Source organism: Microbacterium sp. C448 (assembly GCF_000582705.2).
Classification (GTDB): domain Bacteria; phylum Actinomycetota; class Actinomycetes; order Actinomycetales; family Microbacteriaceae; genus Microbacterium; species Microbacterium lacus_A.
Genome location: NZ_HG779816.1, coordinates 1 through 13709 on the forward strand (window position 1 = coordinate 1; position 13709 = coordinate 13709).

Annotated in this window: 12 protein-coding genes and 2 pseudogenes; 7 read left to right on the top strand and 7 right to left on the bottom strand. The window is 68.2% G+C overall.

The features are described from left to right. The 3 genes and pseudogenes from MIC448_RS16520 to MIC448_RS15265 all read left to right on the top strand — a co-directional run. Window positions 1-273, top strand: a pseudogene (locus MIC448_RS16520) (hypothetical protein); the annotation flags it as partial. Beyond that, window positions 270-1382, top strand: a complete 1113-nt coding sequence (tsaD, locus tag MIC448_RS15260; RefSeq protein WP_036301693.1) for a tRNA (adenosine(37)-N6)-threonylcarbamoyltransferase complex transferase subunit TsaD — start codon at window positions 270-272, stop codon at window positions 1380-1382. The pseudogene MIC448_RS16520 and the gene tsaD, both read left to right, overlap by 4 nt. Next, on the top strand, window positions 1379-1843 hold the full coding sequence (locus tag MIC448_RS15265; RefSeq protein WP_051514174.1) for a hypothetical protein: 465 nt from the start codon (window positions 1379-1381) through the stop codon (window positions 1841-1843). Before tsaD ends, MIC448_RS15265 begins: the two co-directional genes overlap by 4 nt. A 48-nt stretch (window positions 1844-1891) precedes the next feature. On the opposite strand, the gene MIC448_RS15270 is transcribed toward MIC448_RS15265, so the two are convergent. After that, window positions 1892-3082: an SAM-dependent methyltransferase gene (locus MIC448_RS15270; protein WP_036301695.1), complete on the bottom strand. Its 1191-nt coding sequence runs from the start codon at window positions 3080-3082 to the stop codon at window positions 1892-1894. A gap of 149 nt (window positions 3083-3231) precedes the next feature. Between MIC448_RS15270 and groES the strand changes: the two genes are divergently transcribed. From groES to MIC448_RS15285, 3 genes are all read left to right on the top strand, one after another. Continuing rightward, a complete protein-coding gene (gene groES / locus MIC448_RS15275) occupies window positions 3232-3540 on the top strand; it encodes a co-chaperone GroES (RefSeq protein WP_036301697.1) in 309 nt (102 codons plus the stop codon). A gap of 241 nt (window positions 3541-3781) precedes the next feature. After that, complete coding sequence (gene rarD, locus MIC448_RS15280; RefSeq protein WP_036301712.1) at window positions 3782-4681, top strand: EamA family transporter RarD; 900 nt, start codon at window positions 3782-3784, stop codon at window positions 4679-4681. Between the two features lie 190 nt (window positions 4682-4871). Next, window positions 4872-6143: an ABC transporter substrate-binding protein gene (locus MIC448_RS15285; protein WP_036301699.1), complete on the top strand. Its 1272-nt coding sequence runs from the start codon at window positions 4872-4874 to the stop codon at window positions 6141-6143. A gap of 227 nt (window positions 6144-6370) precedes the next feature. Here MIC448_RS15285 and MIC448_RS15290 read toward each other — a convergent pair whose 3' ends face one another. From MIC448_RS15290 to MIC448_RS15305, 4 genes are all read right to left on the bottom strand, one after another. Then, window positions 6371-7108: an ABC transporter ATP-binding protein gene (locus MIC448_RS15290; protein ID WP_036301701.1), complete on the bottom strand. Its 738-nt coding sequence runs from the start codon at window positions 7106-7108 to the stop codon at window positions 6371-6373. Beyond that, the gene (locus tag MIC448_RS15295) at window positions 7105-8040 is read right to left on the bottom strand and encodes an ABC transporter ATP-binding protein (RefSeq protein WP_036301703.1); all 936 of its coding nucleotides are present in this window, start codon (window positions 8038-8040) and stop codon (window positions 7105-7107) included. Before MIC448_RS15295 ends, MIC448_RS15290 begins: the two co-directional genes overlap by 4 nt. 145 nt (window positions 8041-8185) lie before the next feature. Next, window positions 8186-9166 (bottom strand): branched-chain amino acid ABC transporter permease, encoded by a 981-nt coding sequence (locus MIC448_RS15300; RefSeq protein WP_036301704.1) that lies wholly within the window; start codon window positions 9164-9166, stop codon window positions 8186-8188. Between the two features lie 7 nt (window positions 9167-9173). Next, window positions 9174-10409, bottom strand: a complete 1236-nt coding sequence (locus tag MIC448_RS15305) for a branched-chain amino acid ABC transporter permease (protein WP_051514183.1) — start codon at window positions 10407-10409, stop codon at window positions 9174-9176. A gap of 332 nt (window positions 10410-10741) precedes the next feature. Between MIC448_RS15305 and guaB the strand changes: the two genes are divergently transcribed. Beyond that, window positions 10742-12244 (top strand): IMP dehydrogenase, encoded by a 1503-nt coding sequence (gene guaB / locus MIC448_RS15310; protein WP_036301706.1) that lies wholly within the window; start codon window positions 10742-10744, stop codon window positions 12242-12244. A gap of 27 nt (window positions 12245-12271) precedes the next feature. On the opposite strand, the gene MIC448_RS15315 is transcribed toward guaB, so the two are convergent. Then, entirely contained in the window at window positions 12272-13384 is a 1113-nt protein-coding gene (locus MIC448_RS15315; RefSeq protein WP_036301707.1) for an FAD-dependent oxidoreductase, read from the bottom strand. Beyond that, window positions 13381-13709, bottom strand: a pseudogene (locus MIC448_RS15320) (hypothetical protein); the annotation flags it as partial. The pseudogene MIC448_RS15320 and the gene MIC448_RS15315, both read right to left, overlap by 4 nt.

Here is a 13709-nt window from a genome sequence, read left to right on the forward strand (position 1 = left end):
AAGCCGATCCCGCAGGCACTGTATGTGTCCGAGGGGTTCGTCGAGATCGCGCGGCGCCCGAACTACTACCAACCCGACGGAGTCGATGCGATCGTGATGCGCCTGGACCTGCGCGGGTGGCTCGCGGAGCATTCCGGCATGGATGTCGTCGGTTCTGCGTCGGAGATTCGGTCGGAATCGGCGTCAGAGAACCCGGATGCTCCGACGCCGGCCGAATCTCCGACGCTCGATCGCGTGCCCACTGCCGTTTCTGAGGCAGGAGCGTGCACATGACCGCCACGAACCGCGAACCCCTCGTGCTCGGCATCGAGACCAGCTGCGACGAGACCGGCATCGGCATCGTCCGCGGCCGGACGCTCCTCAGTAACACCATCGCGAGCAGCATGGACGAGCATGCCCGATTCGGCGGGGTCGTGCCGGAGGTCGCCGCGCGGGCGCATCTCGAGGCGCTCGGCCCCGCGATTCAGGCCGCCGTCGCGGAGGCGGGCATCCGGCTCGACGACCTCGACGCCGTCGCCGTCACAAGTGGCCCGGGACTCGCGGGTGCGCTCATGGTCGGCGTCGGTGCTGCGAAGGCGCTCGCGATCGCCCTCGACAAGCCGCTCTATGCCGTCAACCATCTCGTCGGCCACATCGCGGCGGACCTCCTCGACCCGGACGCGCCGCCCCTCGAGTACCCGACCGTTGCTTTGCTCGTCTCGGGCGGGCACACCTCGCTGCTGCTCGTGCGCGACCTCACGAGCGAGGTCGAACTGCTCGGCGAGACGATCGACGACGCCGCGGGTGAGGCATTCGACAAGGTGGCCCGCCTGCTCGGTCTGCCTTACCCGGGCGGACCGGAAATCGATCGGGCAGCGGCATCCGGGGATCCTCGCGCTATCGCCTTCCCCCGCGGACTCTCGCGCGCCTCTGACCGCGAGAAACACCGGTACGACTTCTCGTTCTCGGGTCTCAAGACCGCCGTCGCCCGCTGGACCGAGCAGCGCGAGGCCGCGGGCGAGGAGGTGCCGATCGCCGATGTTGCCGCCTCGTTCCGTGAGGCCGTCATCGACGTGCTCGTCACGAAGGCCCTCGACGCCTGCGCACAGTACGGCGTGCCCCGCCTGCTGCTCGGAGGAGGCGTGATCGCCAATCGCCGCCTGCGCGAGGTCGCGCTGGCCCGCGGCGAACAGGCAGGCGTTGCCGTCCGAATTCCCCCGCTCTCGCTCTGCACCGACAACGGTGCGATGATCGCCGCGCTCGCCGCCGAGCTGATCGCGTCCGGCCGCACGCCCTCGACACTCGAGTTCGGTGCCGACTCGACTCTGCCCGTCACGCAGATTCAGGTCGCCGCGGGCGAGGCGTTGCCCGAGGCCGTTTCGGAAGAGGAGGTGCGCGCATGAACGACGAGTCGACGGATGCCGTGGCCCCCGCGCCCACCCGACGTTCCATGCAGGCTGCCCGGCCGGTGCCGCCGCCGCTGCCGCCGACAGCTCCGGTCGCGGTGCCGGTCGTCGTAGCCGTGCCAGCTGCGGACCCCGCACCCGGCGCGGAGCCCGAGCACGGGACAGACCTGGGCGCGGAGCCCGAGCAGGAGCTCGCCTGGGCCCCGCCCGCCCCGCGCCGACCGCCGTCGCTCGCCGGATGGGCCCTCGCCGTCGCGATCATCGGCCTCATCGTCTCGTTCGTCGTCGGCTGGGGGTTCCCCGTCGGCATCATCGCGATCATCACGGCGATAGCGGCCCTGCGTCGCCCGGGCGCCCGACGCCAGGCCGCGGCGTGGGCCCTGGGCCTCGGCATCCTGTCGATCCTCTACAGCGCGCTCTGGATCGCCGTCGCCCTGAACAGCGGGCCCCTGTTCTGACACACGGTCGTTGAGCGAGCCGCAGGCGAGTCGAAACGACGCGCGCCCCTAGATGCGGTCGGCGAGCACGGCGATGCGCGTCGATCCGACCCGCGTCAACAGCAGAGTCGCAGAAGCGTCGCCCTTGAGCCCGAGCTTGGTGCGCAGAACGGCGGGGTCGACGTCCACCCCGCGCTTCTTGATCTCGAGCCGACCGATGCCGCGCTCGCGCAGCGCCCGCCCCAGCTTCTTGACGTCGGCGGGCAACTGCTCGCGCACGCGGAAGGTCGACACGAACGGGCTCGTCAGCGCTGCGTCGCCGGTCAGGTAGGCGATGCCGGGCGCGACCGGCCCCGCCTCCAGAGCACGAGCGACGTCGCCGACGAGGCGCGCTCGGATGACCGACCCGGCCGGCTCGTGAATGAAAGCGCCGAGTGGATGCACCGGCTCGTCCTCGCTGTCGGCGGGCGCGGTCAGTTCGTGCGACTGCCCGTCGGTCATGACGACGGCGGCGCGGGTGATACCCGGCCGCGCGAGCTCGCCCGACCAGAGAACGAGTTCGAGCGTCGAGCCATCCGCGGTGATCCACTGCGCTTCGGCGAACGACGGCAGACGGTCGCGGTCGAAGCCGGGCCCGAGCTTGATGCCCGTCGGCTTCTGCGTCGCCAACGTGAATGCCCAGTCGAGCGAGGGCGAGTAGTCCTCGGGGCGCGAGAGGCGGGATGTCTCGGTGTGGCCGGCCGTACGCCGTGCGGGGTCGAGCCATACCCCCGCGGAACCCGAGACATCCACGTCCTCGGCCTGGGCACGGCGTACCTCGGCCGACGAACCGAAGGGCGCGAGGTTGCATGCCGCGATCGCGGCCGTGACCTCGTCGGCATCCACCGCGAGGACGTCCATGCCGATGCCGGCGAATCCCAGCGCGTCGCCGCCGATGCCGCTGCCGAGGTCGGCGACGCTGCCGAGGCCCGCGTCGCGGAATCGCCCGGCGTGCAGGGCGGCGACGGGCAGTCGCGTCGATTGTTCGAGCCCGGCGCGGGTGAAGAGCATGCGGGCCGCGAGGGGCCCGAACTTCGACTCCGCACGCGTTCGTAGGCGAGCCTGGCCGACAACGGCCGACACCAGGTCGGGGGAGTGCCCGGCAGCGCGCAGCCGCGTGACCTCGCGAGCGACGTCCGCGGACGTCGTGACCGGCGGCATCGAGTCGAGTAGCCGCAGCCCGTCGGGCGTCAGCAGCGCCCTGAGCTCGGCCATCTCCACCTGTCCAGCCTAGGCGCGGGCCCTCGCCATCCGATTCGACCCCGCTCGCTGGCACTCGCGTTGCGTGAGTGCCAGCGGTTGCCTACACTGGCATTAGCACTCTCGCATCGAGGTTGCTAATCAGTCTTGGATCAAGAAAGAGGTAGACCGTGACGGTTTCCACTCAGGTTTCCATCAAGCCGCTCGAGGACCGCATCGTCATCCGCCAGGTCGAGGCGGAGCAGACGACGGCTTCCGGCCTGGTCATCCCCGACACCGCGAAGGAGAAGCCCCAGGAGGGCGAGGTCGTCGCGGTGGGCCCGGGTCGGATTGACGACAACGGCAACCGCATCCCGCTCGACGTCGCCGTCGGCGACCGCGTGATCTACAGCAAGTACGGCGGCACCGAGGTCAAGTTCGGCGCCGACGACCTGCTCGTGCTCTCGGCCCGCGACGTGCTCGCGGTCGTCGTTCGCTGAGCGACTGACACACACGAAGGACCGGATGCCTCGGCATCCGGTCCTTCGTCGTTCCGCCGCGGCGCACCAGCCGGGCGTGGCGCGCGAATGGCCCCGCGGTCGTCCCCGCCGCCCGTAGGCTGTTGAGGTGACACAGGATCCGACCGAGACTCCGCGCGGGTCGGTCGGACCCACTGCAGCAAGCACCGCAGCAAGCACCGCCGCCGCGGCAACAGCGGCCGCAGAAGTACGCGAACGCAGCATCGGCGTCGCGTCGGCGATGGGCGCGTACCTGATCTGGGGTTTTCTTCCCCTGTACTTCCTGTTGCTCGTGCCGACCGGGCCCTGGGAGATCGTGGCCTGGCGCATCCTCCTGGCCTTCGTCTTCTGCGTCCTGCTCTTGACGGTCACGCGCGCGTGGCCCGCGTTCGGCCGGATCGTGCGACAGCCGCGGCTCCTGCTGCTGACGGCCATCGCGGGCGTTGTCATCTACGTCAACTGGCAGGTGTACATCCTCGCCACCCTCGCCGGGCACGTGATCGAGACGAGTCTCGGATACTTCATCAACCCGATCGTGACGGTGCTGCTGGGTGCCCTCGTCCTGCGCGAACGTCTGCGGCTGACGCAGTGGATCGCGATCGGCATCAGCCTCATCGCCGTGCTCGTCATCGTCATCGGGTACGGGGAGTTTCCCTGGATATCGCTGACCCTGGCCTTCTCGTTCGGGATCTACGGGCTGATCAAGAAGCAGGTCGGTCCGGCGGTGGATGCCGTGGGGGGCCTCACGCTCGAGTCGTTCTGGCTGCTGCCGGTGGCGATCGTGCAGCTCATCGTCGTCGGTGTGACGACGGGCATCACGCTGGGCACGGTCAGTCCGGTGCACACCGTGCTGCTCTCGCTCGCCGGCATCATCACCGCGGTCCCGTTGTTGCTGTTCGCGGCTGGGGCCAGGAGGGTGCCGCTCACCGCGATCGGCCTCCTGCAGTTCATCGCGCCGGTTCTGCAGTTCATCATCGGGGCGTGGGTTCTCGGCGAACCTATGCCGCTCGAGCGGTGGATCGGCTTCGGACTTGTCTGGGTGGCGCTGGTCATCCTCTCCGTTGACTCCGTGCTGTTCTCGCGTCGCGGTCGCGGCGTTTCGGATGTCTCTTCTCTGACGTGACCTTCGTTGGCGTGACATTCGCCGCGACGACATCCCCGCCGTTCGGGGCATGGGAGCGTTATCACGCTGTGACCGTACTGTTTCACATCGTTAACGCACCGCAACATCGCGGAGACGCCGCGCCGCATAGTGTGAAGCCAATAGGGTCGGCTTCAGTCCGGCCCGGAGTTCGTCCACAGCTAGGAGCAATATGAACTTCTTCTCCCGTTCGCGTACGGGCAAGGTCCTCGGCGGTTTCGCCGTGGTCGGTGTCAGCGCGCTGGTTCTCGCAGGTTGTGCCGGCAGTGGTGGAGACACCGAGTCGTCCGCCGCACCCGCCGGCGATGACCTCGCCCTCAAGATCGGCACGGCGCTGCCGCAGACCGGAAACCTCGCCTTCCTCGGCCCGCCCGAAGAGGCCGGCGTCGCGTACGCCGCGTCGCAGATCAATGAGATCTCGGCCGACACCGGTCTGACCCTCGACGTCGTCTACGGCGACTCGGGTGACACCGACAACAAGGCATACGAGACCGAAATCCCCCGCCTGCTGGGCGAGGACGTTTCGGCCATCATCGGTGCCGCATCGTCGGGCACGTCGCTGCAGTTCATCGACCAGGTCGTCGGCGCCGGCGTGATTCAGTTCTCGCCCGCCAACACCTCGGACGCCTTCACCACATACGAGGACGACGGACTGTACTTCCGTACCGCTCCCTCCGACGTTCTGCAGGGTGAGGTTCTCGGCAACCTGATCGCCGAGGACGGCAACCAGACGCTCGGCATGATCGTGCTGAACGACTCGTACGGCACCGGCCTCGCCGGCTACGTGACCGAGGCCTTCGAGGCCGCCGGTGGCGAAGTCGTCGCAGCCCCGACGTACAACACGGGTGACGCGACCTTCGACGCTCAGATCAGCGAGGTCCTCGCGGCCGACCCCGACGCGATCGCCCTGATCACGTTCGACGAGGTCTCGACCATGCTGCCGAGCCTGTTCGGTCAGATCCCGTCCGACAAGCTGTACTTCGTCGACGGCAACCTGAAGAACTTCGAAGACGCCTTCCCGGCCGGTTCCCTCACGGGCGCCAAGGGCACGCTCCCGGGCCTGTCGATCGACTCGATCGCGGACTTCACGAGCGAGCTCGACGCGTTCCTCGAAGCTGAAGGCGACGCACCGCTCGAGGACTACAGCTACGCTGCCGAGTCCTACGACGCAACCATCCTCCTGGCCCTCGCCAGCCTCGCCGCCGGTTCGACCGACAGCGCGGCCATGGCCGAGAAGCTCATCGAGGTTTCGGGTGGTGCGGGCGAGGGTGAAACCTGCACCTCGTACGCGGAGTGCGCCGACATCATCCTCGGTGGCGGAGTTGCCGACTACGACGGCATCTCGGGTCCGATCACGTTCGACGAGGTCGGCGACCCGACCGAGGCGTCGATCGGCATCTACGAGTTTGCTGAGGACAACACCTACACGGCATACATGGGCTAAAACCCACACATCCGTGTGAGAGGGGCCCCGGTCTTCGGACCGGGGCCCCTTGTCGTGCGCCGGCGCGCATCACCTCGGCGAAACACCCCTCCTACCGCGAAACACCCAGCGCAACGGGGTGTGTCGCCGCACAAAGGGTGTTTCGGCGTCAGGACAGGGCCATGGGTTCAGCGCAACGCAGAGGGACCGGATGCCGAGGCATCCGGTCCTTCGTCGTGAAGAGCGGGTCAGGTGCCGAGGGTGCCGAGGTACAGCTCGGTGACCTTCGGGTCGCCCAGCAGCTCGCGGCCCGTGCCGGTGTAGGCGTCGCGGCCCTGGTCGAGCACGTAGCCGCGGTCGCAGATCTGCAGGCAGCGCCGCGCGTTCTGCTCGACCATGATGCAGGTCACGCCGGCCTTGTTGATCTCGGAGACCCGGATGAACGCCTCGTCCTGACGGACGGGGGAGAGGCCGGCCGAGGGCTCGTCGAGGAGCAGCACCTTCGGGTCCATCATCAGGGCACGGCTCATCGCCACCATCTGACGCTCACCACCGGAGAGCGAACCCGCGCGCTGCTTCAGGCGCTTGCCCAGCTCGGCGAAGATGCTCGTGACGAACTCCAAGCGCTCCTTGTACGCGGACGGCCGCTGGTAGAGACCCATCTGCAGGTTCTCTTCGATCGTCAGCGTCGGGAAGACGTTGTTGGTCTGCGGGATGAACCCGACGCCGCGCGCCACGAGCTTGTTGGCGCGGAGGCCCGTGATGTCATCGCCCTGGAGCGTGATCGAACCCTCGCGCACGTTGACCTGACCGAAGATCGCCTTCAGCAGCGTCGACTTGCCTGCGCCGTTGGGGCCGATGATGCCGATCAGCTCGCCCTGGTTCGCGACCAGCGAGCAGCCGTTCAGGATGTTGACCCCCGGCAGGTACCCGGCGTGCACGTTGTCGACGAAGACGACCGGTGTTTCGGTAGCTACCGTGCTCATGAGCGGTTCTCCTCGTCTTCGGCGACGCCCTCTTCGACCAGGAGGGTCGCGCTCGCCTGAGCGGATGCCGCGGCATCCGTCGTCGGATCGGCCTCGATGGCCGCGATGCGACCCGTGACGACACCCAGATCGAGTTCTTGGTGAGCTCCGAGGTAGGCGTCGATGACGGCGGGGTTGCGCATGACCGTGTGCGGGTCGCCCTCTGCCACGACCTTGCCCTCTGCCATGACGACGACCCAGTCGGCGATGTGGCGGACCATGTGCATGTCGTGCTCGACGAAGAGGACGGTCATGCCCTCTTCCTTCAGGTCGAGGATGTGATCGAGGAGCGACTGCGTCAGGGCCGGGTTGACTCCGGCCATCGGCTCGTCGAGCATCACCAGCGTCGGCTTGGTCATGAGCGCCCGCGCCATCTCGAGCAACTTGCGCTGCCCACCCGAGAGGCTTGCGGCGAAGTCCGACGACTTGGCGTCGAGCTTGAACTTCTTCAGCAGCACCATGGCCTGGCTGTCGATGCTCGAATCCTGCTTACGCCAGATCGCCGGGATGAGCGCCTGCCAGAACTTCTCGCCGCGCTGACCCGTCGCCCCGAGCTTCATGTTCTCGAGGACCGTGAGCAGCCCGAGCGCCTTCGTCAGCTGGAACGTGCGCACCAGACCCATCCGAGCCACCCGGAACGCGGGGACGCCCGACAGCGACTTGCCGTCGAAGCTCCAGGTACCCTCGTCGGGCTTGTCGAACCCCGTGAGCAGGTTGAAGAGGGTCGTCTTGCCCGCACCGTTCGGCCCGATCAGAGCCGTGATCGCGCCGCGCGGGATCTCGAGGTGCTCGACATCGACGGCCGTGACGCCGCCGAACGTGCGGCGCACACCGTCGGCGATGATGATCGGATCGACCTTCTTCGCCCCCGGCACGGCCTCGCCGACGTGCAACCCCGTGGTCTTCGGACGCTCGACGGGAGCCGTGAGCGGAGCCCCCGAGGCATCTTCGCCGAGCTGGCCGGTCGTCGTGTGCTCGGCGCCCGACTGCCCGTTACTTGACTGTCCGTTGTTTGACTGCCCGCTATTTGACTGCCCATTACTTGACAAAGGTCAGCTCCTTCTTGTTGCCGAGGATTCCCTGCGGCATGAAGATCACGAGCAGCATGAGGGCGACGCCGACGAGGATGAATCGGAGCGTTCCGGCCTGGATCTGCGACATGAAGGGAAGGACCCCGGCCGAGACGAGCGCCGGGAGGAAGTTGCTCAGGAAGGTCTGCAGCACCCAGAAGATGAGCGAACCGAGCAGGGGACCGAACACGGTCGCCGCGCCGCCGAGTAAGAGGGCCGTCCAGACGAAGAACGTCAGCGACGTGACGTACACGCCGGGGCTGACGGCCGACGGCAGGGCGTAGACGATGCCGCCCGCCGCGGCGAGCACACCACCCAGCACCAGCGACTGCATCTTGTAGGCGTAGACGTTCTTGCCGAGCGCGCGCACGGCGTCTTCGTCTTCGCGGACGCCCTTCAGCACGCGGCCCCACGGGCTGCGCATCAGCATCCAGACCACCAGCACGGCGAAGCCGAGCGTCAGGAGGCCCATGATGCGGACCCACCACTGCGTCTCGTTGTACGTGAACGGACCGAAGCCGTAAGTGCCCTCGGGCAGCGGGTTCGACGCCCGGAAGCTCGAGTGGTAGCCGCTCAGGCCGTCGGCCGAGCCGGTGTACTCGTCGAACGCGGTGGTCAAGAACAGCAGACGCACGACCTCCGCGGCGGCGATCGTGACGATCGCGAGGTAGTCACCGCGTAGGCGCAACGTCGGGATGCCGAGGATGACGGCGAAGATCGCCGACGCCACGAGTCCCGCGATCGCCGCGAGCCACCATTCGAGGCCGAAGGTGAGCACGCCGATCGCGTAGCCGTAGGCGCCGATGGCCATGAACCCGGCGATGCCCATGTTGATCAGGCCGGTGTAGCCGAAGTGCACCGCGAGACCGAGGGCGGCGAGTGCGTAGCCGATCGTCGCGGGGCTGAGGATCGACGAGGCCGAGTTCGAGAGGATCTGGAGCAAGTCCATGGTGCGCCTAACCTATTCTCTCGCGTCGGCCGAGGATCCCCTGGGGCCGGAACAGCAGGATGACGATGAGGATGAAGAGCGCGCTCGCGTACTTCAGGTCCGCGGGGATCCACAGGCTCGAGACCTCGACGAGCAGGCCGACGATGATGGCGCCGACCAGGGCACCGTACGCCGTACCGAGACCACCGAGGATGACGGCGGCGAACATCAGCAGCAGCACCTGCGACCCCATGTCCCATTTGATGCCGGGGCGGTAGTAGGCGTACAGGATTCCGGCGAGGCCCGCGAGCCCACCGGCGATGACCCACACGACGCGAACGACGAAGTCGACGTCGATGCCGGAGGCGGCGGCGAGCGAGGGGTTGTCGGAGATCGCGCGTGTGGCCTTGCCGAGGCGGCTGCGGGTGAGCCACACCGCGAACGCGATGATGACGATGATCGAGATCGCGATCGAGACCATGTCGATGATGCTCATCTGCACGGATCCGAACAGCTGGATCTTCGGCTCGGATGCGTAGGGGAGCTGGCTCGTCCCGCCGCCGATGAAGAACTGGAACGTGTATCGGAGGGCGAGGGACAGGCCGATGCTGACGATCATGAGCTGCACGACACCCACTCGCCTTCGGCGCAGGGGTCTCCACAGGATCATGTCCAGCACGAGCCCGAGGCCCGCGCTGAGGATCACCGCCAGCGGGAAGCCGAGCCACACCGGCAGCGCGAGGCTGGCCGGTCCGACGAGCGTGAGCGCCACGACGGCGCCGAAAGTGACCATCTCGCCGTGCGCGAAGTTCGAGATGCCCGTGGTGCCGAAGACGAGCGACAGGCCGACGGCCGCGAGAGCCAGCATGAGGCCGAAGCTCAGGCCCTGCACGATGCGTTGGATGAGCTGGTCGGCGAAGCTCGTGACGCTTCGCTCACCCTCGCCGATGAAGAAGTTGACGGTGACGCGCCCACCGGCGCCCATCTCGACCTCTTGCTCGTTGGGGGTATCGTCCTCGTCGTTGACGACCGCGATGCCCTCGGGCAGCGTGTCCTCGTCGAGCGTGACCGTGTAGGTCTCGCCGCGCTCGGGAACGCCGACGCGCCACTGGCCCTCGGCATCCGTCTCGACTTCTTGCTCACCGCCGGGGCCGTCGATGACGAGTCGAATGCCCTCGAGGGGAGCACCGTCGAGCTGCACGTTGCCGCTGATGCGGTAGGGGTCGTCCTCGGCCGCGAAGGCCGGGGATGCGGTCAGGCTCATCAGCGCGAAGAGCACGCCGAAGAGTGCTCCTATGGTGAGCAGAGTCCCCCCGCGGGAACGTCTCGCCGTAGCGGTCGTGGGACTCACAGATCCTCCAGTCGGGCACCGTTAACCGATGGTCGCGTCGCATCGGCATCGATGGACGACGGTACGAGCGTAATGTGTCGGCATTGTTTCGCCCATCGCTCAAACGTCAGCCGTTACCGATGCGCAATGGGAACGCTCCCGGAGGAATGTTCGCACACGCGCGCCGCTTAGACTTCATCAAGCGGATACTTCGCGTGGAAACACATCGATCCGCACCCCGATCTCACCGCACGAGGAGCGCGTACATGCCCGATTACGATCCGTTCGGTTTTGTCGGACTGACGTACGACGATGTGTTGCTACTGCCTGGCCACACCGACGTGATTCCGAGCGAGGCCGACACGTCCTCGCGGCTGACGCGGCGGATCACGGTTGCGACACCCCTGGTGTCCTCGGCGATGGACACGGTCACCGAAGCCCGCATGGCGATCGCGATCGCGCGCGAGGGTGGCCTCGGCATCCTGCACCGCAATCTGTCCATCGAGGACCAGGCCTCGCAGGTCGACCGCGTCAAGCGCAGCGAGTCCGGCATGATCACCGATCCCATCACCACCCGCCCCGACGCGACCGTCGAAGAGGTCGACGCGCAGTGCGCGCAGTACCGCATCTCGGGTCTGCCCGTCGTGGACGACGATGGACGGCTCGTCGGCATCATCACGAACCGCGACATGCGCTTCGTCTCGGGCTTCGAGCGCCAGACCACGCTCGTGCGCGACGTGATGACGAGCGAGGGCCTCATCACCGCGAAGGTCGGCATCGGCGCGAACGACGTCATCGCGACGTTCGCCAAGCACCGTGTCGAAAAGCTGCCGCTGATCGACGACGACGGCAAGCTCGCGGGCCTCATCACCATCAAGGACTTCGACAAGAGCGAGAAGTACCCCCTCGCGACGAAGGATGACCAGGGTCGACTGCGTGTCGGTGCGGCGATCGGATTCTTCGGCGATGCGTGGGAGCGCGCCGAAGCGCTCCGCGACGCGGGCGTCGATGTGCTGGTCGTCGACACCGCCAACGGCCAGTCCGCGGGCGTCATCGACATCATCACGCGACTGCGGGCCGATGCATCCTTCGCCCACATCGACATCATCGGCGGCAACGTCGCGACGCGTGAGGGTGCGCAGGCGCTCATCGACGCGGGCGTGGACGCGGTCAAGGTCGGCGTCGGGCCGGGCTCGATCTGCACCACGCGCGTCGTGGCCGGCGTCGGTGTGCCGCAGGTCACGGCCGTGTACGAGGCATCCCTCGCCGCACGTCCCGCCGGCGTGCCGGTGATCGCCGACGGCGGCCTGCAGTACTCGGGTGACATCGCCAAGGCACTCGTGGCCGGAGCCGACACCGTCATGCTCGGCTCGCTCCTCGCCGGAACCGACGAATCGCCCGGCGAGATCGTGTTCCAGGGTGGCAAGCAGTTCAAGCAGTACCGCGGGATGGGATCGCTCGGTGCACTGCAGACCCGCGGCAAGAAGACCTCGTACTCGAAGGACCGCTACTTTCAGGCGGACGTGCCCTCGGACGACAAGCTCATCCCGGAGGGCATCGAGGGTCAGGTCGCGTATCGCGGTCCCGTCTCGGCCGTCGCGTACCAGCTCGTCGGCGGGCTGCGTCAGTCGATGTTCTACGTCGGTGCCCGCACGATCGATGAGCTGAAGGCCAAGGGCAAGTTCGTCCGCATCACCTCGGCCGGGTTGAAGGAGTCGCACCCCCACGACGTGCAGATCATCGTCGAGGCGCCCAACTACAAGAAGTAGGCCGCCGCACCCCGGGCAGGTGCGCAGCTACGCGGGCAGGCGGAACGACGCCGGAGCCACGGCGGTGGGGTCGGTCGCGAGATCGGCCAACACGTCGCCGATGGCGGGCGTGAACTTGAACCCGTGGCCCGAGAACCCCGCGCCGACGACGATCCGCCCCCGCCGGTCGAGGACGAAGTCGCCGGAATCGGTCGACGTGTAGGTGCAGCTGATGCCCACCCCGCTCTCCGCGTCGAGCCCGGGAAACCACTCCCGCACGTAGGAACGCAGGAGGGCGTCCAGGGCGGGAACGGGCCGGAACGTTCGGGCGTCGGGGTCGACGACCGCACCGACGCGGTGGAAGCCGACCTTGACGCCCTCTCCGGGCGTCGGCATGCCGTATGTGTTGCCGGGATACTCGGCGGCTCGCTGCGCCAACAGGTGATTGAACGACGGCCATTCGGCCGGCAGCGTCGCCTGGAAGTGCGCGGGACTCTCCTCCGTCACGGTGAGGAGCGGCAAGGTCACGGCATCCCCGATGAGCCGCGAGGTCCACGCGCCCGCCGTCACGACGACCCAGTCCGCCACGATCTCTTCCCGCTCGTCGCCGTGGGACACGACGACGCGCACGCCGTCGTCGGCGTTTACGAGGGCTGTCACCCGCGATCCGAACCGGATGTCCGCGCCGGCCGCGCGCGCCGCTCGCTCGAGCGCCGCGAGCGCGGCCTGCGAGCGTACGACGCCGGCGTCCTCCGAGACGAGGACCGAGCCGTCGAAGCGCATGCCGGGCCACCGTTCGGCCGCCGCGCGCGCCGTGGACACTTCGGGCCGGCCGCCGCGAGCCGTGAGGGCATCGTGGATGCGTGCCACCTCGTCGTCATCGCCGTGCGTGGCGAGACCGTGCAGGACGAGCAGCGGTCCGTCCGCGTGCGCGGCGAGGTCGGACCATCCGCCGCGCGCGGCCTCGAGCAGGTCGAGGTAGTCGGGGTCGGCATACGCGTCGTTGAAGTTGCGGGTGGCGCCGTGCGACGCGCCGAGCGCGTGCCCGCGGGCGAATTGCTCGAGCGCGAGCGGCGCGAACCCCCGTTGCGCGAGTCGCCACGTCGTTGCGAGACCCATCGCCCCGGCCCCGATGACGAGATGTGAGACGCGTCGGGTCATGGCGAGACGCTCCTTTCGACGTTGGCAGCGGCCGCCGCGACACGCAGCGCCGCGCGGGCCGCGGCATCCGTCTCTCGCAGCACGGACGAGTTCGTGCCCGGCACGGGCGCGATGATCGTGAAGACGCGGATGTCCTCGTGGGGGACGCCGACGGAGAAGATTCCCGGGGTGGGCGATCCGTCGACGGACACGAGACCGCCGTTCGCCGGGACGATGTCGAGCGCGTCGGAGGGCCGGCCGTCGGGAAAGCGCCACGGGCGGGCGAGCCCCGCCGCGACGAGCGCCGTGACGAGCGGTTCACCGGTCCGCACCGCGGTCGGGGCGG